This is a genomic window from Flavobacterium paronense, assembly GCF_030409795.1.
GTDB classification, from domain to species: domain Bacteria; phylum Bacteroidota; class Bacteroidia; order Flavobacteriales; family Flavobacteriaceae; genus Flavobacterium; species Flavobacterium paronense.
The window spans coordinates 2,113,789-2,140,173 of sequence record NZ_JAUFQN010000019.1 but is presented as its reverse complement, the minus strand read 5'-3'; the positions used below and the strand labels follow the sequence as shown (position 1 = coordinate 2,140,173).

The window sequence follows — 26,385 nt, the reverse complement described above, 5'->3', positions numbered from 1 at the left end:
TGCAGACCAAATATAATAATAATTTAATGACCTTCTAAAATTTATTATAATTTCTAAAAGATAAAACGAGTTTGTTTATATTATGATAATACTAAGATATTTTATCTGTCTATAACTCTTCTTCTTTATTAGCTCTTTGCAAGATATTCTCAGGTAATGCTTTTTTGGCTTTAGCGCCCATTTTTTTTAGGTTTTCAACTCTGGTGATTAGATTTCCACTACCATCAACCAGTTTGTTCATCGCATTGTCATATTCTGTTTTGGAGTCTTTTATTTTATTTCCCACCTTAACCAAGTCGGCCACAAAACCTTCAAATTTATCGTATAAAGCTCCGGCTTGTCGTGCAATTTCTAGAGCATTTTCCTGTTGCTTTTGATTCGTCCACATACTGTCAATAGTTCGCAATGTTGCCAATAATGTGGAAGGCGTAACAATCACAATATTTTTTTCAAAAGCTTTGTTATAAAGAGAAGTGTCTTCATTCAATGCCAAAGCAAAAGCGGATTCAATTGGAATAAAAAGCAGCACAAAATCAGGGCTTTCCATCTGATATAAATCGTGATAATTTTTCTCGCTTAGTTGGTCAACATGACGTTTGATGGACATCACATGTTCTTTTAAATGCTGTGCTTTTTTATCATCATCCTCTTCATTAATATAGCGTTCGTAAGCTGTTAAGGTTACTTTCGAATCGACAACCATTTTCTTTCCATCAGGCAAATTAATCACCACATCCGGAAAAACCCGATTGCCTTCTTCAGTCACAAAACTTTGCTGCACTTCATATTCGCGTCCTTTTTCTAAACCGGATTTTTCTAAGACCCGCTCCAAAATCAATTCGCCCCAATTGCCCTGCATTTTACTGTCGCCTTTAAGTGCTTTGGTTAGGTTCAAAGTTTCCTTGCTCATCTGCTCATTCATTTCGCGTAAGCCCAATATTTGCTGACGTAATGCGGCGTGATAATCAATGCTTTCTTTGTGTGTGTCTTCGACTTTCTTTTCAAAAAGCTGAATTTTATTCTGCAGCGGTTCCAAGATGTTTTTAAGGTTTTCCTTGTTTTGTTCCGTGAATTTAGTCGTTTTTTCTTCTAGAATTTTGTTTGCTAGATTTTCGAATTCTTTGGTGAATTTCTCCTGTAGCTTTTCTACTTCTTCCTTTTGTTCTTTGTTGCGTTCCCAAAGATTTTCAAAATCAGTTTCTTTTTTTGATAATTGAATGGCTAACGATTCTTTCTCGGCTCGAATAGTTTCGCGTTCCTGAACCGTTTGATTTAATTGCGATTTGAATTGTTCAATTTGCTGCAACAAACCGTTTAGTTTTTCTTCCAATGACGCTTTGTCTAATTTTGAATTGGCGGCTAAAAGTGTTTTTCCGATATAAATTCCAATGAATAAAGCAATGACAAAGGCGAAGATGATATATAAAGAAGCTGACATTATAATAGTATGTTTTTTGTAAAAATAAGCATTAAATTGAAATTGACTATTTCAAAAATGTATTTTTGTTGCAAATAAAAACGATGCATCACCATTTCCTAATTCATAAACCTCACGGCTATTTAAGTCAATTCATTTATGAAAAAAAGCGATACAAAAAGTTGTTGGGCGAATTGCATAATTTCCCCGAAGGAACGATGGCAATTGGCCGTTTAGATGAAGATTCCGAAGGTTTACTTTTGCTAACGACTGACGGTATGATGAGTGAATTGGTTAGAAGTAAAACTGTCGAGAAAGAATATTATGCTCAAGTGGACGGAATCATAAACGAAGAAGCAATTACCCAACTTAAAAAAGGTGTCGAAATTGGTTTCAAAGGAATCCGATACACAACCAAAGAATGTAAAGCCAAAATCATAAACCAGCTTCCAAACAGCATTGGCGAAGGAAGAAGAATTCGCGATGAACGACACGGACCAACAAGCTGGCTTTCGATAACACTAACCGAAGGTAAATTCCGCCAAGTGCGAAAAATGACAGCAGCAGTTGGATTTCCAACATTAAGATTGGTCAGAATCCGAGTAGGAAACCTACATTTGCAAAATCTAAAAGCGGGAGAAGTTCTCGAAGTTTCTAGCTTTTTCACAAATAACCAAATTACCGAATAACCAAATTAACTTACATGCTCAACATCGTTTTAGTAGAACCCGAAATCCCAAATAACACCGGAAACATCGGTCGATTGTCTGTTGGAACTGAAAGTCGGTTACATTTAATTCATCCATTCGGATTTGTAATCAATGACAAAAACCTAAAACGTTCCGGTTTGGATTATTGGGTGCATTTAGACGTAACGGAATATCAAAATGTAGCCGAATGGATGAAGCAGATTCAAGACAAATCAAGAGTTTTCCTGATGAGTTCGCATGCAACAAAATCTATTTATGAAGCCGAGTTTCAGGATGGCGATTGGTTGGTTTTTGGTAAAGAAAGTGTTGGTTTAAGCAAAGAAGTTTTAGCCCAATTCGAAAACCATTTAACGATTCCAATGTCGAATTTAATCCGAAGTTATAATATTGCTAATTCGGTAGCGTTTGTCGTTGGAGAAGCGAAAAGACAAATAGCAATTAACAATTGATAGTTAACAATTGATAATTATTTTTGAGTTCATGGAGGTAATTATCAATTATCCATTGTCAATTAATAACAAACTTCCCTTTTTCGCCATCAAAAGTGATGGACGAATCTTTAAAAAGTGTATTAAAAATTCCTTTTGTAATTAAATTGCAAGGTTGGTCTTGTTCCACTGAACTTTCGGTCATAACTATCATTTCATCCGAAAGTTGGATTGCCAAATCAATATCGTGAGTAGAAAATAAAATGCATTTATTGGTTTCTTGAGATAACTTTTTCAACAATTTAAAAACCGAAACTTTGTGAAATAAATCTAAATGTGTTGTCGGTTCATCCAAAATTATCAAAGGCGTATCTTGTGCCAAAGCTCTTGCAATTAAAACAATCTGTAATTGCCCGTCACTAATTTCATGATGCTTTTTGTCAAGCAAATGTTCAATATGTGTGAGTGTAATCGCCTGATTTATTTTTTCTAAATCTTCTGTAGAAAGTTTGCCCAACCAATTGGTGTAAGGTTGTCTTCCTAACGCAATCAATTCAAAAACAGTCAAATTACTCGGCGGTAGTTTTTCGGTTAATACCAAACTTAAATTTTGTGCCAACGCTATCGGTTCGTAGTGATGAATGTCTTTTTCGTTTAGTGTAACAGTTCCTGCTAATGGTTTTTGTATTACGCTAATTGTTCGCAATAAAGTCGATTTTCCAATACCATTTCCGCCCACTAAAGAAATTAACGTTCCTTCTTTAAAAGTCAAGTTGAGGTTTTCAGCAATAATGTTCTTTCCTTTTTTGGATTGGTATCCAATGGATAAATTTGACGTTGAAAGTATGATTTTATTTGAACTCATTTTTTTAGTTTAAACACATAGGAACATAGTTTTTTATTCTGGGGCTATTTTTTAAATTATTCTATGTTTCTATGTGTTTGAAATTTACTGAATACTTTTCTTTCTGATAATTAACCAAATCACAACCGGCGCACCAATAATTGACGTTATAGCATTTATTGGTAACGTAAAATCAAAACCCGGCATTTGTGAAACGGTATCACAAAATAGCATTATAATAGAACCAATTAACAGCGTTGCAAAAAATAGCACTTTATGATTACTTGTCTGGAATAACAATTTCCCCAAATGTGGAACGGCTAATCCAATAAATGCAATTGGTCCGGCAAAAGCGGTGATGCTTCCCGCCAAAATACTCGTAGCAAATATGATGGTATAACGTGCTTTCTTGATGTTCAAGCCCATGCTTTTGGCATAGTTTTCTCCGAGTAGCAAGGCATCTAAAGATTTTAAAGAAAACAGGCTGAACAGTAATCCAACTAAAGTACAAACCGCTAAAATCGAAATGTTTTGCCACGATAAATTGCCAATGCTTCCCATCGACCAAAACGTATATTTCTGTAATTGTTCAGCCGAACTAAAATAGGTAAATACACTAACAATCGCACTGGTAAAACTACTAAACATTAATCCAACAATGAGTATCGACATAGTGTCACGCAAACGTTGAGAAACAATTAAAATCATTACTAAGACTAAAGAACTTCCAATACAGGAAGCCAAAATAATCCCATAAGAAGAAAGCAGGAATTGTGCAAAAACCGCAGGTAAAAATCCAGCGCCAAGAATGACAAAAGCAACACCTAAACTAGAACCTGAACTCAAACCAAGTACATAAGGTCCGGCTAATGGGTTTCGGAACAAAGTCTGCATCAATAAGCCTGAAATAGAAAGTCCGATTCCCACTAGAATAGCTGTGATGGCTTTTGGTAAACGGAAATTAACAATAATGTATTCCCAGGTTTCTTTTGAAGCATGGCCACCAAACAAACTTTTGAAAACCTCTTTCATCGGAATGGCAACTTGTCCCATTGAAATGTTCAATAGCAAGGTCAATAGCAATGTCAATGACAATAAAGAGAAAAGAAGTGTATTTCGGTTTTGCGTTTTCAAATTTGTGATAATCTGTGAAATCTGTGGTTTATTTTAATTTCTCAAAGAAAAAGGGTTGGTAACCAACTAACAATTCCGGATGTAGAATCTTGACAATATCTTTCAATACAATATCAGGTCGGTTGGGTGCTAATTCATAATAAAGAATGCCTCCGGTTTTTCCTTTTTTTCCGCTGAACGAATATACATTTTTATTCTTGAAAGCATCAAATTTAGCATAATGTAGGTTCACATCAGTCATTTCTTTAAGTGAAGAAAATTGTCCGGAAGTTATCCAAATATCTGCGCTTTTCGCCTTTTCAAAAACGGTTTCAAAAGACAAAGATAAGCTTCCTGTACCGCTGGTTTCCTGCCACAAATAATTTCCATTGGCTTGTTTCAAAAGCAAACTTCCCCAACTGGTTCCTTTGGGCAAATACCATCGGTCTTCAAACATATCTCCGGCTAAAACGGTTGGCTTGTTTTTAGCCATTTTGGCTATGGCAATGGTTTTTAAATAATCCTTTTCAATTTTGGTAAAGATGGCTGTAGCTTCTTTCTGTTTGACATATAAAGCTCCGAAAAACTTAATCCATTCGGCTTTTCCTAAGGCATTTTCTTCGTTCCAATCGCCGTTAAGCATCACTTTTAGGCCGCTCTTTTGTAAATTATCTAACGTTGGGTTTTTGTTGTCGATGCCATAACCGATTATAACATTTGGTTGTAAATCGAGTAGGACTTCAGTATTTAAATCCTGATTATTACCTAGTTCTTTTAGGTTGCCGGCATCAATTCGAGCTCTTACTTTTTCGGAAGAAATATAATCACAATGCGGAAAACCAACTATCGTATTGACTTCATCAAGCATTTCTAGTGAAGGAATATGCGTTGTTGAGGTTACGACTATTGTTTTAATCGGAACCGAAATAATGGTGTTTTGTTTTAAACTATCGGGAACAATTCCGTTTTTTTCTTTTAGAATATAAGTATAGGTTTTGGTAGCCTTTGGCCAAGGATTTTTAACGGTTACTACCGAATAACCAAAATAGTTTTCAATGGAGAAACCTTTAGCGTAATGAATTTCGTTTTTTGGAGAAATAGTAGTTTCTGACTTAGTTTCATTTTTGCATTGTACAAGGAAAAAAGAAAGAGTACCTAAAAATAAAGCATTACAAAAGGTCTTCATTAAATTGTTTTTTGCAAAAGTATTGTTTTGTTTTTAATTTATACTTTACATTTGCTCCCGAATTAAGGTTGCGATTTCTGTTTTTCAAAATCGCATTAAAAGGGAATCAAGTAAAAAATTACGAATTGAGAATTACGAATTACGAATTCAAAACTCAACTCACAATTTATAATCTTGAGCTGTTCCCGCAACTGTAAGCTATCAAGCTTGTTGTTATCTACAAAACCACTGTCGTGGAATTTAGGAATTAGGAGTTAGGAATTAGGATTTTATAATCCGTAATCCTTAAATCTCAAATCTCAAATCCTGATGGGAAGGTCAACAACAAGACGCAAGCCAGGAGACCTGCCTAATTCATCGAGTAACAAACTTTCGGGAAAAGAGGTTTGGGTATGGGTAAATTCTATGCTTTTCTCCCAAGATTATTAAATTATTGTTGAATTAAAAAATGAAAAAAACAGTAAGAGCAGTAGCTATTTTGGCTATGCTAAACACTTGTGCCTATGCGCAAGAAAAGGATTCTACCAAGGTAAATGCCTTGGATGAAGTAGTGGTTTCTGATACCAAATTTGCACTCCGTCAAGAAAAATCAGGAAAAGTAATTGAGGTTATCACGGCCAAGGATTTAGAAAAGAAGTCTGGTCAAAGTCTGGCAAACGTCTTATCGCAAGTCGCCGGAGTTGAAATCAACGGAAACCAATCGGCAAACGGAAAAAACCTAGGCTACTACATCCGAGGAGGAAAAAACCGTCAGGTGTTGATTTTGATTGATGGTATTCCGGTTACCGATGCTTCCGGAATTAGTTTTGAGTATGATTTGCGGTTATTGCCGGCAGAACAAATCGAGAAAATTGAGATTATGAAAGGCGCTTCAAGCACGCTTTATGGTACTGGTGCAGCAACTGGAGTGATTAACATTACGTTGAAAAAATCGGCAAAAAAAGAAATTCAAGGCAATGCGTATGTCAATATTGGCTCGAATAACACCGCGGACAATCACAAATACAACGGACAAGATTTTAACCAAGGGCTTTCCGTGAATGGCAACTTCAAAAAGGCAAACTATTTAGCCGGATTCAATAGTACTGAAACCAAAGGCATGTCGCAAATTGCAGGGCAAAATTATGAACCCGATTCTTTTTCGAGACAAAATCTTATGGCAAAGCTTGGTTTTAAAGCGACACAGAAATTGACTTTAGATTTCTTTGGTAATTATGATAGAATCAAAAACAAGTATGATTTAGCTTTTGACAATACAGGTTTTGATGATACGGCTGATAATGTTACAACTTCGAAACAAATTCGGTTTGGGTTTTCGCCAAAATACAAATACACTAAAGGAGAATTTGTATTGAACTCTGGTTTTACCAAAATAACACGCGATTATAAGGAGTTAAACACGTTCTCCAACACGATTGATTATTCTTTGTATGAATCACGAAGTATTGTTGTTGATGGATTTAATAAATACAAATTTAGTAACCAACTGTTCCTGATTTTGGGTGTCAATTATCAGTTTAACGATATGAAAAGTCAAACGCCTTTCAGCACTCTTACAAACGAAAATACCAAGTTCAACATCATTGATGGTTATACTACTTTGGTGTATAATGCTAACTTTGGTTTGAACATTAATGCCGGAGCGCGATTGAATAATCATAGCGCTTATGGTAATAATTTTGTTTACAATTTTAATCCATCTTACAATTTCAAGACTTCATTTCCTTTGAAAGTTTTGGCTTCTTACAGCACAGCTTATGTCACACCAAGTTTGTATCAATTGTATTCAGAATATGGCAATGCCAATTTAACTCCGGAAAAAAATGCTACCGTTGAAGCTGGTTTTGAAACGGAGTTGGTAAACAAAAAAGTAAGACTGAACGCTGTGGGGTTCTTCCGTAACCAAACCAACGCCATTGATTTTTATTTTGATCCATCTACTTTTGATGCTTACTATATTAATGTAAATGGAGAAACCAAAGCAAGAGGCGTTGAAACATCTTTAAACATTGCCCTAACATCTAAACTACAACTTAACGGAAACTATACTTTTACACAAGTGGATAAAGCGGTAGACCGATTAATTCCGAAACACAAAGTTAATGCGGGTTTTGATTTTCAAGCAACAAGCAGAACACTTTTTAGTGTAAACTACCAGTATTTTGATGGGCGTAACGATGCGTTTTTTGATGGAAATACCTTTGGCGTAGTAACAACAAAGTTGGGTTCTTACCAATTGGTAAATGCTTTAGTTAAATATGAATTGATTAAAAGTAGGTTGACTATTTTTGGTTCAGCTACCAATATTTTCAACGAAGAATTTGTTGAAAATGTGGGGTATTCTACTCGAGGCAGGAATTTTAAATTGGGGTTGAATATAATTTTATAAATGAAAAAGGCTAACTGAGAGGTTAGCCTTTTTTACTTTGTTTACTTTTTTAAAGTTATTTATTCTTTAGAAAATTTAATTCCTTTATCGATGCCGTTTATTTTAAGGATATAAACACCTTGAGCAAAATCTTCAACATTTATCGTGTTTGAATTATTTAGTACATCAGACTTTAATTCTCTACCATTGATGTCAAAAATTGAATATTTAGTATCACCATCAAATGATTTAGTTGCAGTAATAGTAATAGTGTTTGAAACAGGATTAGGAGCTATTGAAACTCTGTTTTTAACGAAATCATCAACTGATAAAAATGGGTTTGTCTCATAGGAACCAACATCTACAGTTGTGTCTTGAATTCTAGTAGTGGCATCTAAATCTAAATTGTATAACGAATTTACAAATGAATTATTACCCGTATTAACGGCATTAGATGTTGAAGGTACTCTATAGTTATAAGCATCTTGCGTAAACGGAGCATTGTTTCCATCGCCCATAGAAATCATACCAGGATTAGTGGTTGAAATGTTAGTAGAGTTATCTGGCAGATAATTACCTAAAATAATACAATTGTTGGCATTACCATTTAATAATTGTCGGTAACATACATTACCCCAAATAATCGAATTAGCAATAATACTATTATTAGCTGAAGATAAAACTATTAGGGTAGAGGTAGAGGTTGAAGTACTAATATTTCTATTTCCTGAAATAGTACAATTGATGATTTTATGAACCTGTTGATTGCTTATTGGCGCTAAACTCAATACGGCTCCTTCATCAGCAAGATTACCTACAATTAAACTATTGTACATTTCCAATTTAGCACTTGAATTACTTAAGCGTATAGCGCCTCCAGTATTAGTTGCAGAATTACCGCTTATTTTGCATCGGTCAATAAAAAGACTTCCGTTTTCGCTTTGTATTCCTCCACCATAGGATGCGGTATTAGTATAGATTTCGCAATTAATTATTTTTACATTTCCAAGATTAGCGTATACAGCACCACCGTATACGGCGTTGTTACTTCTCATTTTACAATTTAGTAAAGTCATGGTTTGAGCACCACCTGTGCTACTTCCAACAGCCGCACCATAAAAAGCATAATTGGCTAGAAATTCACAATTTGAAATAGTAGGTTCGCCATTGTTATTTCTGATGGCACCTCCATAGGTTGATGATAGGTTATTATAGGCATTTATTATTTTAAACCCATCAAATTTTGTTAAGTTGCTAGCGTTGGTAAACGTAACTACGCTGTAGCAGTTGTCAGTTTGTGTTCCTGCTGCTCCAATGTCACCATTTAAAGTAGTGGTATTAACAGTCAAATCTCTTTGTGCTAAACTAGTTTCAGTTCCAGCGAACCCACCATAAACTTCAACTCCGTTTGGAATGGTAAAAGTGGCACTTCTTGTGGTGCCTGCTGGTTTGTATACTCCGGCGGCAACCCAAACCTGATCACCAACAATAGCATTAGAGAATGCTAATTCAATAGTTGTAAATGCATTTGTCCAATTGGCACCGTTATTAGTCCCAGTGGCGTTTTTATTTACATAATAAACCGTTGCATTCGCATTAAAAAAAGCACATAATACTACTAGTAAAAGTAATTTTGTTTTCATAAAGGTATGTTTAATTTTGCTTACTCTAAAACTTGGTTTTCAGCGCTCCCAATTGAAATAAATAATAAAAAAATAAATCGAACTAGTAAAATAATTCGATTTTCTAAAGTAGGTTATAATTTTTGGGGATAATTATGGTGCGAATATAAAAACATCTTTTGTGTAAAGCAATAAAAACTTACAGAAATAGTTTTTCAATTAAAAAAGCATAATTATTTTATTTTCTAATTACATCTTACTCCATTCTATTTAGAAAAAACGAGACTATTTTTCCGATGGCAATGATTTAGTCATAATTATATAATATTAGCCTATAAGTTTTTGGTAATTAGGAGTTTAGTAGTGAGTACATTTATAGTAATTCAAATAATTGATTTATGAAAACTTTATTTAACATCCGAATAGGCTTATTGTTATTGATGCAGTAGTTTTATTTTCATGTGCATCACAGTATGCCAATCATGGAACCGCTTCTAATAGAACAGGAACCAATGACGCTACAAATGGAAACGGAAAAGCACCAAAAGGGAATTCACACAATCTCAAAAATTAAACTAATTTCGTGCTAATAGTAAATGCATTATTCGGGTTTTGTTCGGTATTTGTTCGGTATTTGTTCGGGGTTGTGGTACCCTAATGGGCATTTTACCGAACAAACCCCGAACAAACCCCGAACAAACTATTTAGATAAACCTATTTATTATCTAAATACATCTCACTCCGCAACGGATTTATTGATTTAGCATCTGTAAAATCACGTTCTATAGTGCTTGGTACTTGAGGCACCATTTTCCCGCTGGCGATGATTTGATTGATGGCTACATTCAATAAAGGTTCGTCAACATTACCCAGAATGCCCAAATTACCAAAGTTTTCGGGCAATGAAGTTGTTGGTAAAATTCCATTAGTATAATCTCCAAAATTATCTTTGTTAACTATTTTCAACACGATTGGTTGCATAGCATATTTATGATTCGGATTTACATTGGATTTTGCAAAAGTTGGCGAATCGTATAAGGTTATCGAACCAACATTTTTTCCGGTTGTTACATCTCCAATTTGAACCACATCGATATAAGATTTTAAACAGTTTATTACTAATTCACTTGCTGAAGCCGTAGCTTTTGTTGTCAGTATATATACTTTGTTGAGGTGCAAGCCATTTAAACCAGAAGCAAATTTGTTTTCTAAAGAACCAGGATTATTGGCTAAATAATAGGCTTGCGCTTTGGCATTCCATTGTTGTCGGGCAAATAATTGACCGGTGAACTGCCCTGTAATCATGCTTGCTAATTTGGTAGCGGTATTGATAGAACCACCAGAATTATAACGTAAATCCAACACTAAATCGGTTACATTTTGCGAAACAAAACTACCAAAAGCGGTATTCAATTGACTGTCATAACTAGCGTAAAATCCGTTGTACATTAAATAGCCAATGTTGTGCGTTCCCTGATTAATAACGGTGCTCATTAATATTGGATTTTCAGCTAAATTGGTTTTGGTCAAACTTAATGATTGACCGTTTGGTGTAATTGCACCTCCATCATAATCGGCAAAATTTACAGTGTAGGTATCATTGGACAAAAGTGATTGGTAATTGTCAATAGTTAATGGTGTTCCGTTAATAGCATAAAAAATAGCGCCTCTGGAAATTGCTTTAGTAGAAGCATCAGAATTTGGAATGATATACCGAACCCATCCATAAATATCTGTAGTACTTCCGGTTTTATATCGCAAACCATAATCCATTCCGTTATTTAGCGTATTTCCTGAAAGCACGCCTTCCAAAACAGTATAATCGCTGTAAATCACACTAAATCTATCTGTTGGAGAAGGCACACGAAGCGCATTGAATAACTCCGTTGGTGATGCAAAAGTCTCCAAAAAGGTATTTAATTGGGATTGATTGGCAAATCGGTCATCAGCTAAATCAGTAACATCAGCCTGCCACAAATAGTATAAATTCATCCCTTTCCAGACAAAATCTTTTATTTCAACACTAGCCGGAACAGCATTGTCATCCATATCGGAACAACCAAACGGAATGACAAATAAGAATAGTAATAACGATAAAACGATAGATTTTTTCATAGCAGCTTTTATTTTAATAAACGTAAATTTACAAAGTTTAGGTTAATAATTTTAACCCGTTGGGTGAAATTCGAATTTGATAATTTTTAAACACATAGAAACATAGTTTTTAATGATTTTGTAAAGGCGTTTCACTTTTTTATAGTAAAACAAAGCTCTGTGTAACCAAGAATTGGTCTATATTGTTTTTCTTTCTATGTTTCTATGTGTTAAAATTTGATAATTTTTTAGTGATTTTAAATTTATTTTAATTAAACCCAACAGGTTAATAATTTTATTTTGTTTGTAACAAATAAAAATGTGAGTCGTCTTGCCCTTGTATCCAACTAATCAAATAAGTTTCAATGAATCAAAATGAGTTTATGCAGCTTGTAAATCCTTTTAAGGATAAGCTCTTTCGAGTTGCAAAACGTTTACTCGTTAGCACCGAAGAAGCAGAAGATGCAACTCAGGAAGTTTTGGTAAAATTGTGGAACAGAAACGAAACGTTGGACGAATATAAAAGTGTTGAAGCAGTTGCAATGACCATGACAAAAAATTATTGTTTAGACCAGTTGAAATCTAAACGTGCGGGCAATATGAGAATTGTTCACAATAATTTCACAGACAGAGAAGCAAGTTTGCAACAAAAAATTGAAGATAGCGACACTTGGAAATGGGTTGAAAAAATAATGAATGACTTACCCGAACAACAAAAGCTGATAGTTCAAATGCGAGACATTGAAGAAATGGAATTCGAAGAAATGAGCACTGTTTTAGAAATGAATGAGCAAGCCATTCGAACGTCATTATCAAGAGCACGAAAAGTTATAAGAGAAAAAATGATAAAAACACATCATTATGGCATTGGATAGAATAGAAAAATTACTAGAAAAATACTTCGAAGCAGAAACCACTATTGCAGAAGAAAAAGAATTGAAAGATTACTTTGCTTCATCGGATGTTGCGCAGCATCTAGAACAATATAAACCAATATTTGGTTATGCAGTTCAAGCAAAACAAGAACAATTTACAGCAACAATTCCATTAAACACTAAGAAACACAAACGTGTAGTTTGGTTGTCAGTTGCAGCATCTGTGGCGGTTTTACTTGGCGTGGGTTTATTTACATTCAATAATTATAATCAACCAAAGTCAAATGATTTAGGTACTTATGATGATCCGGAAGTAGCCTTCAGAGAAACGCAAAAAGCGTTGGCTATGATTTCGCAACATGTAAATAAAGGTATTGGAAGCATAGGTTATTTAAATGAATATGAACAATCAAAAAACAGAATTTTTAAAAAGTAAACAATCAGAAATCATGAGAAAATTAATTTTAAGTTTAGTATTAGTGTTAAGCACAACTACCTTTTTTGCACAAAGTGTGTTTGACAAGTTTGAAGACCAAGAAGGAATAACATCTGTAGTCGTTAACAAAAAAATGTTTGCGCTTTTGAGCAAAATGGAAGTAAAAGACAAAGAATCACAGCAATATGTGAATTTGATAAAAAAATTAGACAACCTAAGGGTTTTTGTTACACAAAGTGATAAGAAATCAGACGAGATGAAATCGATTTCAGATAAATATATCAAATCATCATCACTTGAGGAGTTAATGAAAATAAATGATAAAGGTAAAAGCGTCAAAATTTATGTAAAATCCGGAGCATCTGACTCACAAATTAAAGAGCTGATGATGTTTGTAGAAGGTTCAGGAAACGAAGAAACGGTTTTGATGTCCTTGATTGGTGATTTTGATTTGAACGAGCTTTCTGTATTGACAGATAAAATGAATTTACCTGGAGGCGATGACCTGAAAAAAGCATCAAAAGCATCAAAGGGTAAAAAGTAAAATCATGAAAATTACATTTTACCTCGCCACACTAATATCATTATTACTTACAAGTTGTAATAATGAACCAACGCTTCAGAAGTATTTTGTAGAAAGTGCTGAAAAGAAAAATTTTGTAGCGTTGGATGTTTCTCCGGGTATCATCAATATTGATAAAACAAAGCTAACAGCTGAACAAAAAACAGCGTTAGGATCATTTGATAAAATGAATGTTTTGGCTTTCAAATTGGACACTACTAACAAAGCAGAATATGATGTTGAAAGTCAAAAAGTAACTCAAATCCTTAAGAATGAAGAATACCAAGAGTTGATGAAAGTGGGTTCTGGTAAAGATGGAGCTTCGGTCAGTTTTGTTGGCGATGTGGATAATATCGATGAGTTTATCTTTTTTGCTAAAAAGAAAGAAAACGGTTTTGCCGTGGTTAGAATTTTAGGAAACGATATGAATCCCAATAATATCTTAAACATGATATCGTTATTAAAAAGTGCCAACATTAATATGGAACAATTGAAACCATTGCAAGGATTAATTAAATAAATTTTGAGGTTAGTTATTAAAATATCCCATTCCGAATAGTTGGAATGGGATATTTTTTGATTTACCCTTGACGAAGATAGGATTGAATTTGTTTTTCCCACAAAGCTCCGCTTTGAAAATAAAAGATAGTAAAAAATATTTACAGCGATCTTGAATTTTCCTATTTATTGTTGATCACGATGGGATTGACTTTGTCTTTCCCACAAAGCTCCGCTTTGAAAATAAAAAGATAGTAAAAAAACATCAAGCGAGCTTGATGTTTTTTTACTATCTTTTTATTTATTCGTGACCACGATGGGATTCGAACCCACACGTTCTTTCGAACACCAGCCCCTCAAGCTGGCAAGTCTACCAATTTCTCCACATGGCCAAAAAACAAAAAAAGCCATTCGCCATGGCGAACGACTTTTTGTGACCCGACTGGGGCTCGAACCCAGGACCCCATCATTAAAAGTGATGTGCTCTACCAACTGAGCTATCGAGTCTTTAAGTGTGTTTAAGAAAAAAAATGTGACCCGACTGGGGCTCGAACCCAGGACCCCATCATTAAAAGTGATGTGCTCTACCAACTGAGCTATCGAGTCTTTTTCTTTTCTTGAATGCGGGTGCAAATATAAGACCTTATTATTTATATTTCAAAGCAATTTTATTATAAATTTGGCTTTTTTTGACAATGGCTGTTAATGGCTTAATATATAAGGTTTTAATGTAATGAAGAAAGTTATTTTAGTTGGATATATGGCTGTTGGGAAGACTACAATAGCTAAGTTGTTATCAGAAAAAATAGGAGTTAAATATGTAGACTTAGATAATTTGATTGAAGAAAAGACCAATTTAAGTATCAGTAAACTATTTAAACAGAAAGGGGAAATTTATTTTAGAAAAATTGAGTATGAAATCTTCAAAGAAATCATGGAAAATGAGGAAAGTTTAATTATTAGTACGGGTGGAGGAACACCTTGTTATGCAGATAGTCATTTGCTTTTGACCGGAGAAAACAGCATCTCATTTTATTTAAAAGCTTCATTAAGTGTTATTGCGGAAAGACTTAAAAAAGAAAAAATGATCAGACCACTTGTTGCTAATCAATCTGAAGAACAATTAAATGAGTTTATTGCAAAGCATTTGTTTGAAAGAAGTTATTATTATAATCAAGCCACTTATACAATTTTAGTTGATGATAAGAATCCACAACTCATAACAGAAGAAATTATTCGTTTATTAGACTAAATAGGCATAATTATTATTGTTTTCGAAAACAACATGAACGTGCTCTTTTAGTGAAGTAGAAAGTGAAATCCCTTTAAAATCAGCTTTTACGGGAAATTTTTTATGATTTCGGTCAACCAGAACGGCAGTTTTAATTTTTTTTACGGGAGTTTCCAAAAAATGTTTGACACCATATATTAAGGTTGTCCCTGAGTTTAGAACATCGTCGACTAGAACTATATTCTTCTCAAAGTAAATTTCTTTTGGGATAGAAGTCGTGATTTCGTTAAAAGGATTTTGTTTGTCTATTTTAACTTCACATAACGTTATTTTTATATCAGATATAGCTTTTAAAATCTCTCCAATTTTTTCAGCAAAAACATAACCATTATTGGCAATTCCAGCCAAAATTATTTCATCTTCTTCAGCAAAAGTTTCGAATATTTGATAAGATATTCTTTTTATTTTATGTTTAATTTCTAGATCGTTTAGTATGATGTTTTGACTCATTGTAATGTTTTTCCAAAGATAAAAAAGAGATTCCTTTTTTTACAACTTTTAAAATTAAATGTTTTTATAAATCAGTTAAAATGAAAAAGAATTTTATTACAATTAAATAAATATTAATCGATATTATTTTACACTTAAACGATTTTACTTGATATAATGGTTTCAAACACATTTTTTTTTAAAAATTCATATAATTTTACGACATTTGCTAATTGTATAATAATGATTGTGATTAATTTACAGTTTCTAACTTAGTTTAAGTTACATTACTTTTTTCAAAGTTTAAGTAAAGAATATGATTAAAATTTTTACCCCAAATTTAGCCTTGTTCAAAAAGAAGCAATTTTTTGTTTTTTTTTCGACTGCTATTTTTATACTAGTAAATCAGTTTAGTTTTTCTCAGGTATCTACTTATGGTTTTGGGGAATCTATTTCAAGTTATACAGCATTAACGTCCCCATCAACTGCCTATACAGCTCCATGGGATGATCATGTTTTAGGAAGTGCTTTTTTAGCACCTATTGGATTTACATTTAATTATGAAGGAGTAAACCAAACGCAATGTTATATTAGTCCGAATGGTTTTATTTCTTTTGGTGTTCAACCAACTCCAACCAACTATTTACCTTTAAGTGTGGCAACACCTTATACTAATGGAGGAGCTATTAGTGCTTTGGGAAGGGATTTGATTTCGGGTACACCTACTGATAATATCGTTTACAGTACTATTGGTACTTCACCCAATAGAGTTTTTGTAGTTCAATGGACTAATGCAGCAAGAAAGATAGCTCCAGGAAATTTTAATTTTCAAATTAGGTTAAATGAAACAACAAATGTTATTGAGATTTTATACGGTGTTTGTTCGCCTACGGTTGCAACAACTTACGATGCACAAGTTGGAATTCGTGGGGTGAACAATAGTTTTTTACAGGGTGATATTAATAATCGTTTACAAGGCTCTAGTAATATAAATGTACCATGGTCTGGAAAAACAATTAACGGAACAGCTAATTCAAGTACAGTTCGAACCAGTATTACAGAATACCCAAATAGCGGTCTAAAATACACCTATACACCTTCAACAAATTGTGTAACTCCAACGGGAGTTCCTTCAGCTTTTTCAGTAGGAACTACAAGTGTGACTGCAACTAGTTTTGTTGGAAATAGCTTTACAGCGGCAGTTCCGTCACCGACAAATTATTTAATACTAAGAAGTACAGTTAATACAGCACCTACTAACATTCAGATTCCAAATAGAGTTTATTGGGCTGTTAACGATGTGATTTCGGCAACATACACTGTAGTCAGTATTTCTAATGCTACTACTTTTACCCAAACAGGTTTGACACCAAATACGGTTTATTATTATTGGGCAATACCATACAATTCGGGTTGTATAGGAGGTCCGTTTTATAATTTAAGTAGTATGATTTCAACATCAAAAACTACTTGTATATCAGAACCATTAAGCGTTGCTTCTTCCTCTATTGGAGGGAATTCATTTACAGCTTCATGGAATGCTGTTACCGGAGCAACCGATTATGCTATTGATGTTTCAACTACAAATACTTTTAGTACGCTTTTACCAGGTTATTCTAATGCTTCAACAAGTAATTCAACAAGTTTGTCTATAATTGGTTTAAGTCCATTAACTACTTATTATTTTAGAGTTCGTGCTGTTGGCTTGAGTTGCAATACCAATAGTTTGACTGTGTCTGCAACAACATTGTGTGGTGCTTTTCCAATACCTTATTTTCAAAATTTTGACGCAACACCAGTTAATACTTTACCCACTTGTTTTACAGTTGCCAATGACAATGCAGATGGTGTAGCATGGCAAGTTCAAAATACATTACCAGCTTCGTCGCCTAATTCTTATCACTTAGCTACAAATACAGCTAGTACAGATGATTGGTTTTTTACTCCTGGATTAAATTTATTAACAAGCGTTACTTATCGTTTGAAATTTAAATACAACACATTAACTGCCGGATTATTTTCTGAAGATCTTAAAGTTCGTATAGGATCTGGTGCTTCAGCAGCAGGAATGAATATAACTATATTGGATTTACCCGGTTTTGTTAATACAGTATATCAAACAGCCATTGTAGATTTTACACCAATAGCTGATGGTGTTTTTTATCTTGGGTTTCAAGGCAATAGTTCCGCCAATCAATCTAAAATTTTAATAGATGATATTAGTGTTATTGTATCTCCTACATGTTTTGAGCCAGATAACATTGTAGTTAATTCTGTAGGTATAAACGATGTTACTATCTCTTGGGATCCACCATTATCTCCACCTTCCAATGGTTATGACTATTATGTTAGTAACTCAAATTCTCAACCAGCAATAACAGCAACACCAACAGGTTCCGTTGGGGTTGGAGTTAATTCAGCTACTATTACTGGGCTTTCCGCTGCTACTTTGTATTATGTATGGGTTCGAGGTAATTGTGGAGGATCAGACAGTAGTGTTTGGAGTTTGTACCAAACTTTTAGTACAGATTGTTCAACTTCAAATTATTTAAGTGTAACTAATGGAGTTTTATGTGGAGGAGGATCAACAACATTGACAGCTACTGCTAGTTCAGGTTCAGTTATTGAATGGTTTGCAGACTCAGCAGGAACAATACTTTTAGGAACTGGAAATAGTTTTGTAACTCCAACACTTTCTGCTACAACCTCATACTATGCACAATCAAAAGCTCCAGGTGGTTTAGTCACTGTTGGACCTGTTTCGCCACTTAGTCATGGTGGGTCTTTAGGAACATCAACTACTCCAGTAAAGATTAGTTTTTCTGTCATTGCTTCCACAAATTTACAGTCAATAGATATTTATCCCTTAGTTTCTGGACAAAGTGGGACATTTACAATAAGAAATTCTTCAGATGTAATAATTGCATCCTATCCTTATTTTACTAGTGTGGCTGGAGGAAATACACCTCAAACTATAAATTTTAATATTGATTTAACTCCTGGTACTTATAAATTGTCAACGGATGTTTTGCCTACTTCAGGATTGTTAATTAATGTAGTAAGTAATGATTATAGTTCTTATACATCCTCAGTGGCGAATCTTTTAGGTACTGACAATGATAACTCCACATATTGGTATGCTTATAACTGGAAACTTTCAAATATTTGTAAATCACTACTTACTAAAGTTGATGCCGTTATAACTACTGCACCAGTAATTTCGTTAAGTCAAACAAGTGCAACTATTTGTAGTGGCGAGACGATTCCTCTTGTTACGGTTTCTGGCTCAACAGCATCCTATACTACTTTTGTATGGACTCCGTCAACAGGAATTGTTGGTTCAATAGGAGCTGGATATACATTTAGTCCTACAATTACGACTCTTTATACCTTAACAGCCTCTCAATCCTCCGGAAGTCTTTGTGTTTCAAATTTGAGCTTCACCGTAACTGTTAATCCAGAACCTCCTCCAATTACTGTTGTTCCTGCTACGGCAACTATATGTCAAGGGCAAACACAACTCTTAACATCTAGTTTAGCAACAGCTACTCAAGTTACAATTTATGAGGAAACATTTAATGGAGCAAATAGTTGGACAACATATAATTCTTCAACAGGAGGAACTATAGCAAATTCCGACTGGACACTTCGTAATAGTGTATATAGTTATACTGGTACTTGGTCTGGTGGAATTAATTTAAGTAGTAATGATGCTTCTCGTTTTTATTTCACTAATTCAGATGCACAAGGCTCATCCCCAGGCAGTCCAAGAACAAGAACATATTTAGAGTCTCCAACAATTAATTTAGCAGCCTATAATACTGCAAGTTTAAGTTTTTGGCATTATTTAAGATTATTAGGAGGCAATATAGCGCGAGTTGAAGCATCAATAAATGGTGGTACTACTTGGACTACGGTTTCTACTCAAACGTCTTCTACACCTGCTGTTAATTCTATGGGTTTTGTAAATGTTACTGTAAGCTTAAATAGTTTAGTTGGAAATCCCGCGGTTAAATTTAGATTCTATTTTGATGCTTTTTATGGTTATGGTTGGGCAGTAGATAATTTTAAAATTACAGGTAACTTAGCGCTAGAAGTAAATTGGTCACCAGTAACCAATTTATATTTTGATAGTGCAGCAACTAATCCATACATAGCAGGAACACCAGCTTCATTTATCTATGCAAAACCAAATGGTACAATAACATACACTGGTACAGCATTGGGAGCAAATGGTTGTTCTACGAGTTCTACAGCTACAATTACAGTACAGCCATCTGTTACTACAGGGACATTGTCTGCAAACCAAACTATTTGCTCTGCATGGCTGCCTAATGATTTAATTTTGACAGCCTTCTCTGGGCCAATTGTTAGATGGGAATACGCAACAAATGCAACTTTTACAACTGGATTAACCTCTATAACTAATACAACTAGTACTTTAACATCTGCTATTATTGGAAGTTTTAGTGGTACGCGCTATTATAGAGTAGTATTACAAAGCGGTTCATGTCCTCTGGTTTATAGTAATTCTGTTTCTATAACTTTTGTATCTACAACTTGGAACGGAACTGCATGGAGTAATGGACTCCCAAATAGTTCAACTAGAGCCATTTTTAATGGTAGTTTTTCTTCAACTACCAATTTGCAAGCGTGTTCTGTTGAGGTGATTTCTGGAACTGTTGTCTTCAACACTGGTCATACATTAACTGTGCAAAATGATGTTAGAGTAACAGGCGGTTCGCTAACTTTTGATAATAACTCAAGTTTAGTTCAAGTCAATTCTTTAGATAACAATGGTATTCCTATTTCAAATACTGGAAATATTACTTATAAAAGAGTATCAACACCAATGTTTAAATTTGATTATACTTATTGGTCTAGTCCAGTTAGTCCTCAAATTTTATTGGATGTTTCTCCTCTATCACCTACAAGTTTATTTTTGCAGTTTAATTCTGCTACTAATTCTTGGCAATATATTTCTAATCCTGGAACCACTAGTATGGTTTCTGGTAAAGGATATATTTGGAGAGCACCTACAAATTTTCCAATTGCTGCACCAGCAACACCACAAGCATTTACAGCAAATTTTATTGGAGTACCAAACACTGGAACTATTACAATACCAACAACAGGTGTAGCAAGTCAGTTTAATTTATTAGGGAACCCATACCCAAGTGCTCTCTCAGCAGATGCTTTTTTATTGGACGCTTCTAATGCTGCTACATTAAGTGGGACGTTATATTTTTGGACACACAATACACCATTAAATGCTTCCTACCAATATACAGGAAGTGATTACGCAATATATAATTATTTAGGAGGAGTTGTTGGAGGTGTTCCTAGTGGAGCTACTAATAATCCTGGTGTTAGCGTTTTACCTCCAAATGGTAAAATTGCATCGGGTCAAGGATTTTTTATCAAAGGACTATCTAATGGAAACGCCACTTTTAAAAACACGATGCGTATCGCAGGTAATAATGATCAGTTTTTTAAAATGACAACACCTAATACTACAGTTACATCTGAAATAGAAAAACATCGTTATTGGATAAATGTATACAATACACAAGGCGCTTTTAAACAAGTATTATTAGGCTATGTTGACGGAGCAACTATGGGATTAGATCGTTTGTTTGATGGAGAAATGGTAGATGTTGGTAATGCAATTACACTTTATTCAAAGGTAGATGATACAAAATTAAGTATACAAGGTAGACCATTGCCATTTGATGTAAATGATTATATTCCATTAGGATATAAATCAACTATTGCCAGTACTTACAACATTTCTTTAATAGATTATGATGGATTATTTACAACTCAAAATATATATTTAGAAGATAAAATTTTAAATATAATATATGATTTGAAAAATGGACCGTATAGTTTTACTACAAGTATTGGTACTTTTGATGATCGTTTTGTGTTGCGTTACACTACTGAAACTTTAGGAAACTTAAACCCAGTATTTAATGAAAATACTGTTGTGATTTATAAAAACAAGCCAAGCAATGAGTTTGAGGTTTCTTCAGGAAACATTATGATGTCTACTTTAAAAGTTTTTGATATCCGAGGAAGGTTGCTACTAGAAAAAAACAATATCAATTCCTTGCAAACTAATTTCAGTATTGGTTTAACTAATGAAGTTTTGTTGGTTCAAATAAAATCAGTTGATGGAATTGTGGTGACGAAGAAAGTAATAAATTAATATAAGTTTACTTTTCAACCGATATTATATTTTGACAACTTATTTATTCAGTACCTAATTCAAGATCATCTAAATCTCTTCTGTCCTTTTTTGTTGGCCTTCCAGTTCCGGTTTTGCGATAATGTTCTTTGGAAAGTTTAAGTAACTCTAGATGAGCAAAGGTTTCAGGAGGTGTTTCATCTTTTCTGTAAATGTCTACTAGTTTTGCACCAACACGATTTTGTGGTATATCTAAAACCTGAATCAAATATGTAATTTGATCTTTTCTAAAGGTAACTTTATCCATCGGAAAAACCTCCCTTGAAGGCTTAGCTACTTGACCATTAACAGTAATATGATTTTTTCGGCAAGCTTCTGTTACCATGTTTCTGGTTTTGTAATAGCGGACGCACCATAAATATTTATCTACTCTCATTTTTTTTCCAAAATCAACGTTAAATTGTTTACAAAAATAAATCAATATTGTATCTTGCGAGCTCAAAATTCAAACAATAATGAATAACTTTTTAAAAATTATTTTTCTTTTTACTCTAGTTTTAACAGTATTTTCTTGCTCTAAAAGTGATAGTAGTTCGGAACCTCTTCGCGATTACGCTGAACAATATACAAAGGATTTAGCCAATATCGAAACCTATATGCATACCCATTATATTGAAGTAGTTAATAATCCGGGAGCAACTGACGATCAGGATGTCACTTTTACTTTAATTCCAGAAGGAGGAACTCAAACATCTATTTGGGACCAAACACAATATCCAATAAAAACAAGGATGGTTAAGGTTCGACAAAATGATATTGATGTTGTATATAAAATATACTTTTTAGAATTAAGACAAGGTTCTGGTGCCACAAGTAAATCACCATGTAATGTCGATAGAGTTTTAACATCTTACAGAGGAGAATATATTTTTAGTAGTACAGAAACTATTAGCGGAGTTGATGTTACAACTATCAAATCAGAAGAATTTGAAGAATCAATTAATCCACAAACTTATTTTAATCTGACTGGAGTCATAAGAGGTTGGAGTGAAATATTTCCACAGTTTAAAACAGGAACCTATTCAGGGAATCCTGATGGGACAACATCTTTTAATGATTTTGGTGCTGGAGTAATGTTTGTTCCATCCGGATTAGCCTATTTTAGTAATTCTACAGGTGGAATCCCTTCTTATTCGCCTCTTATATTTAGTTTTAAATTATATGAAATCCAAAGAGCAGATCAAGATGCTGATGGGATACCATCTTATCAAGAAGATTTGGCAACGTCAATTGTAAATAATGATGGTACCGTTTCTATCACAACAGGTGTTCCAGATGGTTATGTTTACGTTTTGCCAGAAGGTGTTGCAAATCCTGATAATACTGACGACGGCACGCCTATTTTGCAACCTGATGGAAGTTATAAAAATGAAGAAGTTCCAGATTTTTTAGACGTTGATGATGATGGTGATTTTTATACAACTGCGAGTGAAATCAAAAACCCTATAACTGGTGATGCCTATCCTTTAGCAGATATACCAACTTGTGGAGGTTCAGGAAATGGAAAGAAAAATTACCTGGATCCAAGTTGTCATGGCAATTAATAAAAAATCCCGTTCAATTTGAACGGGATTTTTTTAATATATAATTTGAGAAGAATTACTTTCTCTTGATTACTCTTTCTACAGCTTCAACAATAGCTTGATTGTTTAATTTGTATTTTTCCATTAATTGCTCCGGAGTTCCGCTTTCACCAAAGCTATCATTTACCGCAACAAACTCTTGTGGTGTTGGATTGTTCAAAGCTAAAACTCTGGCGACACTTTCACCTAAACCACCTAAGATATTATGTTCTTCAGCGGTAATCACACAGCCCGTTTTTGCTACTGATTTCAAAATAGCAGCGTCATCCAAAGGTTTAATTGTATGAATGTTTATTACTTCAGCCGAAATGCCTTTAGCTTCCAACGCTTCCGCCGCAATTAAAGCTTCCCAAACTAAATGTCCAGTAGCAATAATGGTTACATCGTTACCTTCGTTAAGTATAATCGCTTTTCCAATTACGAAAGGTTCATCCGAAGGCGTAAAGTTAGGTACAACAGGACGACCAAAGCGTAAATAAACTGGGCCGTGATGGTCTGCTATCGCCAAAGTTGCTGCTTTCGTTTGGTTATAATCACAAGTATTGATTACCGTCATGCCTGGTAGCATTTTCATCAAACCGATATCTTCTAAAATTTGGTGTGTTGCTCCATCTTCTCCTAAAGTCAATCCAGCATGCGACGCACATATCTTAACATTCTTATCAGAATACGCTACCGATTGACGAATTTGATCATAAACTCTTCCGGTAGAAAAATTAGCAAACGTTCCCGTAAACGGAATTTTACCACCAATAGTTAAACCAGCTGCTATCCCAATCATATTGGCTTCTGCAATCCCAATTTGAAAAAATCGTTCTGGATGGTTTTTCTTAAAATCGTCAAACTTTAATGAACCAATTAAGTCGGCACAAAGTGCTACAACATTTTCATTCTTTTGTCCCAGTTCGGTCATTCCAGCTCCAAAACCCGAACGAGTATCTTTACTTCCTGTGTTTGTATATTTTTTCATAATTCTAATAGTCTCCTAAAGTTTCAGCATTCTGTGCCAATCCATTTGCTAATTGTTCATCGTTTGGTGCTTTACCATGCCAGGCGTGAGTGTACATCATAAAATCAACTCCATGTCCCATAACGGTGTGCAACAAGACACAAACTGGTTTTCCTTTTCCGGTTCTGCTTTTGGCTTCAGTCATACCTTTAATGATAGCCTCGATGTTGTTTCCTTCTTTGATTTCTAATACATCCCAATCAAAAGCTTCAAATTTAGCTTTCAAATTTCCTAAGTTCAAAACATCATTAGTTGAACCATCAATTTGTTGCCCGTTTAAATCAACTGTTGCAATTAAATTGTCAATTTTTTTAGCTGAAGCATACATAATCGCTTCCCAATTTTGACCTTCTTGTAATTCTCCGTCACCATGAAGAGAATAGATTAAATTAGTATCACCATTTAGTTTTTTAGCTTGCGCCGCACCAATAGCCACCGACATTCCTTGTCCTAAAGAACCAGAGGCAATTCGAACGCCAGGCAATCCTTCATGGGTTGTTGGATGACCTTGTAAACGGGTGTTTAGTTTTCTAAAAGTAGCCAATTCGGCAACGGGGAAATAACCGCTACGTGCCAAAACACTATAGAAAATAGGAGAAATATGACCGTTGGATAAGAAGAATAAATCTTCACCAATACCGTCCATAGTGAAACCCGCATTTCTTTTCATTTGATGTTGATACAATACCGTTAAAAACTCTGCGCATCCTAAAGAACCACCAGGATGACCTGAGTTTACAGCGTGTACCATGCGAAGAATGTCTCTTCTGGTTTGTGTTGTAAAATCTTGAAGTTGTTGTGTGTTAGACATTTTTTGTAGTTAAAAATTATAATGGCGCAAAGATAATCAGATAATTCGATTTAAATATTTTAGTTGTTTTTAAAGTTATGAAAAGTTATAAAAACCCCTAAGATTTAGCACTTTTAAATAATAAGATTCAAATAATTAAGATATAAATTTAGCAATACTAAATGCAGCAGCAGCAGCAATTAAACCAATAGCGGTTACTTTTAAAGCCCCTTTAATCTTAGGTTGTCCAGTTACTTTACTTTTAAAATAGCCAAATACAAAAAGACATAAAGTAGTAATGATGGCAGAAACTAGTAATCCGTCTTGTGGATTAGAAGTGAAAAAATAAGCTGACAAAGGCAAAAGGCCACCAATAAAATAAGCGACTCCGATAGTTAGAGCACTATTTCTGGCTCTTTTTGGATGTGGTTCCTCTAGACCCAATTCAAATTTCATCATAAAATCAACCCACTTTTTCTTGTCTTTGGCTAATTGATTTGCTATTAGAGTTTGTCCAGCTTCATCAATTCCATAATCAGCAAAAATTTCTTTTACTTCATCAATTTCTTTTTGATGGTAGTTATCCACTTCAAAATATTCTCTTTTTAGTTCGCTTTCGTAATGTTCTTGTTCTGTTTTTCCGGCTAAATAGCCTCCTAATCCCATCGCGATGCAACCTGCAACTATTTCGGCAATTCCGGCTGTGATGACTATGCCATTATCATGAACAGCACCGCTTAATCCTGCTGCTAGTGCAAAAGGAACGGTTAAGCCATCGCTCATTCCGATTACTACATCGGTTATAAAATCGGAACTTTTTAAATGCTGTTCTTGGTAAATAGTATCGCTCATAATTGTTGTTTTAGGTAATTTTAACAAA

21 protein-coding genes, 3 tRNA genes and 1 riboswitch are annotated in these 26,385 nt (G+C 34.2%); of the genes, 10 read left to right on the top strand and 14 right to left on the bottom strand.

Annotation, left to right across the window (positions count from 1 at the left end):
* Positions 1-109: 109 nt before the first annotated feature.
* Entirely contained in the window at positions 110-1,438 is a 1,329-nt protein-coding gene (locus QWY90_RS10595; protein ID WP_290285901.1) for a DNA recombination protein RmuC, read from the bottom strand.
* An 83-nt stretch (positions 1,439-1,521) separates the two neighbouring features.
* Between QWY90_RS10595 and QWY90_RS10590 the strand changes: the two genes are divergently transcribed.
* The gene (locus QWY90_RS10590; RefSeq protein WP_290286966.1) at positions 1,522-2,106 is read left to right on the top strand and encodes a pseudouridine synthase; all 585 of its coding nucleotides are present in this window, start codon (positions 1,522-1,524) and stop codon (positions 2,104-2,106) included.
* Between the two features lie 14 nt (positions 2,107-2,120).
* Positions 2,121-2,576 (top strand): tRNA (cytidine(34)-2'-O)-methyltransferase, encoded by a 456-nt coding sequence (locus QWY90_RS10585; protein ID WP_290285900.1) that lies wholly within the window; start codon positions 2,121-2,123, stop codon positions 2,574-2,576.
* A 58-nt stretch (positions 2,577-2,634) separates the two neighbouring features.
* Here the strand turns inward: QWY90_RS10585 and QWY90_RS10580 are convergent, their stop codons facing one another.
* The 3 genes from QWY90_RS10580 to QWY90_RS10570 all read right to left on the bottom strand — a co-directional run bounded on the left by QWY90_RS10580 (position 2,635) and on the right by QWY90_RS10570 (position 5,698).
* On the bottom strand, positions 2,635-3,420 hold the full coding sequence (locus tag QWY90_RS10580; protein ID WP_290285899.1) for an ABC transporter ATP-binding protein: 786 nt from the start codon (positions 3,418-3,420) through the stop codon (positions 2,635-2,637).
* A gap of 84 nt (positions 3,421-3,504) precedes the next feature.
* On the bottom strand, positions 3,505-4,533 hold the full coding sequence (locus tag QWY90_RS10575; protein ID WP_290285898.1) for an iron chelate uptake ABC transporter family permease subunit: 1,029 nt from the start codon (positions 4,531-4,533) through the stop codon (positions 3,505-3,507).
* A gap of 28 nt (positions 4,534-4,561) precedes the next feature.
* Positions 4,562-5,698 (bottom strand): ABC transporter substrate-binding protein, encoded by a 1,137-nt coding sequence (locus tag QWY90_RS10570; RefSeq protein WP_290285897.1) that lies wholly within the window; start codon positions 5,696-5,698, stop codon positions 4,562-4,564.
* A 48-nt stretch (positions 5,699-5,746) separates the two neighbouring features.
* Positions 5,747-6,065, top strand: a riboswitch (cobalamin riboswitch).
* Positions 6,066-6,146: 81 nt separating this feature from the next.
* Between QWY90_RS10570 and QWY90_RS10565 the strand changes: the two genes are divergently transcribed.
* Complete coding sequence (locus tag QWY90_RS10565) at positions 6,147-8,087, top strand: TonB-dependent receptor plug domain-containing protein (protein WP_290285896.1); 1,941 nt, start codon at positions 6,147-6,149, stop codon at positions 8,085-8,087.
* A 59-nt stretch (positions 8,088-8,146) separates the two neighbouring features.
* On the opposite strand, the gene QWY90_RS10560 is transcribed toward QWY90_RS10565, so the two are convergent.
* Both QWY90_RS10560 and QWY90_RS10555 read right to left on the bottom strand, forming a co-directional pair.
* A complete protein-coding gene (locus tag QWY90_RS10560; RefSeq protein WP_290285895.1) occupies positions 8,147-9,709 on the bottom strand; it encodes a T9SS type A sorting domain-containing protein in 1,563 nt (520 codons plus the stop codon).
* Between the two features lie 693 nt (positions 9,710-10,402).
* Positions 10,403-11,803 (bottom strand): GFO_1087 family putative carboxy terminal peptidase, encoded by a 1,401-nt coding sequence (locus tag QWY90_RS10555; RefSeq protein WP_290285894.1) that lies wholly within the window; start codon positions 11,801-11,803, stop codon positions 10,403-10,405.
* Positions 11,804-12,147: 344 nt separating this feature from the next.
* On the opposite strand from QWY90_RS10555, the gene QWY90_RS10550 reads away from it, so the two are divergent.
* Genes QWY90_RS10550 through QWY90_RS10535 form a run of 4 tightly spaced genes read left to right on the top strand, consistent with a single transcriptional unit; the run spans position 12,148 to position 14,175 of the window.
* Positions 12,148-12,657 carry a GFO_1088 family ECF-type sigma factor gene (locus tag QWY90_RS10550; protein WP_290285893.1) on the top strand — a complete coding sequence of 170 codons (510 nt, stop codon included), beginning with the start codon at positions 12,148-12,150 and terminating at the stop codon, positions 12,655-12,657.
* On the top strand, positions 12,644-13,093 hold the full coding sequence (locus QWY90_RS10545; RefSeq protein WP_290285892.1) for a PG0215 family putative anti-sigma factor: 450 nt from the start codon (positions 12,644-12,646) through the stop codon (positions 13,091-13,093). Before QWY90_RS10550 ends, QWY90_RS10545 begins: the two co-directional genes overlap by 14 nt.
* A gap of 13 nt (positions 13,094-13,106) precedes the next feature.
* The gene (locus QWY90_RS10540; RefSeq protein ID WP_290285891.1) at positions 13,107-13,637 is read left to right on the top strand and encodes a GFO_1090 family protein; all 531 of its coding nucleotides are present in this window, start codon (positions 13,107-13,109) and stop codon (positions 13,635-13,637) included.
* Between the two features lie 4 nt (positions 13,638-13,641).
* Positions 13,642-14,175, top strand: a complete 534-nt coding sequence (locus tag QWY90_RS10535; RefSeq protein ID WP_290285889.1) for a GFO_1091 family lipoprotein — start codon at positions 13,642-13,644, stop codon at positions 14,173-14,175.
* Positions 14,176-14,461: 286 nt separating this feature from the next.
* Here the strand turns inward: QWY90_RS10535 and QWY90_RS10530 are convergent.
* The 3 genes from QWY90_RS10530 to QWY90_RS10520 form a co-directional block, all read right to left on the bottom strand.
* A tRNA-Leu gene (locus tag QWY90_RS10530) sits at positions 14,462-14,545 on the bottom strand.
* Between the two features lie 42 nt (positions 14,546-14,587).
* Positions 14,588-14,660, bottom strand: a tRNA-Lys gene (locus QWY90_RS10525).
* A 26-nt stretch (positions 14,661-14,686) separates the two neighbouring features.
* Positions 14,687-14,759: transfer RNA gene (locus QWY90_RS10520), tRNA-Lys, on the bottom strand.
* A gap of 127 nt (positions 14,760-14,886) precedes the next feature.
* Here QWY90_RS10520 and QWY90_RS10515 point away from each other — a divergent pair.
* Entirely contained in the window at positions 14,887-15,405 is a 519-nt protein-coding gene (locus QWY90_RS10515; protein ID WP_290285888.1) for a shikimate kinase, read from the top strand.
* Here QWY90_RS10515 and QWY90_RS10510 read toward each other — a convergent pair.
* A complete protein-coding gene (locus tag QWY90_RS10510) occupies positions 15,397-15,894 on the bottom strand; it encodes a phosphoribosyltransferase family protein (protein ID WP_290285886.1) in 498 nt (165 codons plus the stop codon). The two genes, QWY90_RS10515 and QWY90_RS10510, sit on opposite strands and share 9 nt — an antisense overlap.
* A gap of 295 nt (positions 15,895-16,189) precedes the next feature.
* Between QWY90_RS10510 and QWY90_RS10505 the strand changes: the two genes are divergently transcribed.
* A complete protein-coding gene (locus QWY90_RS10505) occupies positions 16,190-22,084 on the top strand; it encodes a RemA C-terminal-like gliding motility protein (RefSeq protein ID WP_290285885.1) in 5,895 nt (1,964 codons plus the stop codon).
* Positions 22,085-22,127: 43 nt separating this feature from the next.
* On the opposite strand, the gene QWY90_RS10500 is transcribed toward QWY90_RS10505, so the two are convergent.
* Positions 22,128-22,499: an RNA-binding S4 domain-containing protein gene (locus QWY90_RS10500; RefSeq protein WP_290285884.1), complete on the bottom strand. Its 372-nt coding sequence runs from the start codon at positions 22,497-22,499 to the stop codon at positions 22,128-22,130.
* A 79-nt stretch (positions 22,500-22,578) separates the two neighbouring features.
* On the opposite strand from QWY90_RS10500, the gene bamM reads away from it, so the two are divergent.
* On the top strand, positions 22,579-23,667 hold the full coding sequence (gene bamM / locus QWY90_RS10495; RefSeq protein ID WP_290285883.1) for a BamM family beta-barrel-assembly machinery protein: 1,089 nt from the start codon (positions 22,579-22,581) through the stop codon (positions 23,665-23,667).
* Between the two features lie 55 nt (positions 23,668-23,722).
* On the opposite strand, the gene QWY90_RS10490 is transcribed toward bamM, so the two are convergent.
* The 3 genes from QWY90_RS10490 to QWY90_RS10480 all read right to left on the bottom strand — a co-directional run bounded on the left by QWY90_RS10490 (position 23,723) and on the right by QWY90_RS10480 (position 26,357).
* Positions 23,723-24,676: a transketolase family protein gene (locus QWY90_RS10490; RefSeq protein WP_290285882.1), complete on the bottom strand. Its 954-nt coding sequence runs from the start codon at positions 24,674-24,676 to the stop codon at positions 23,723-23,725.
* A gap of 4 nt (positions 24,677-24,680) precedes the next feature.
* Entirely contained in the window at positions 24,681-25,526 is an 846-nt protein-coding gene (locus QWY90_RS10485) for a transketolase (protein WP_290285881.1), read from the bottom strand.
* A 135-nt stretch (positions 25,527-25,661) separates the two neighbouring features.
* Positions 25,662-26,357 carry a VIT1/CCC1 transporter family protein gene (locus QWY90_RS10480; protein WP_290285880.1) on the bottom strand — a complete coding sequence of 232 codons (696 nt, stop codon included), beginning with the start codon at positions 26,355-26,357 and terminating at the stop codon, positions 25,662-25,664.
* Between the last annotated feature and the right edge of the window lie 28 nt (positions 26,358-26,385).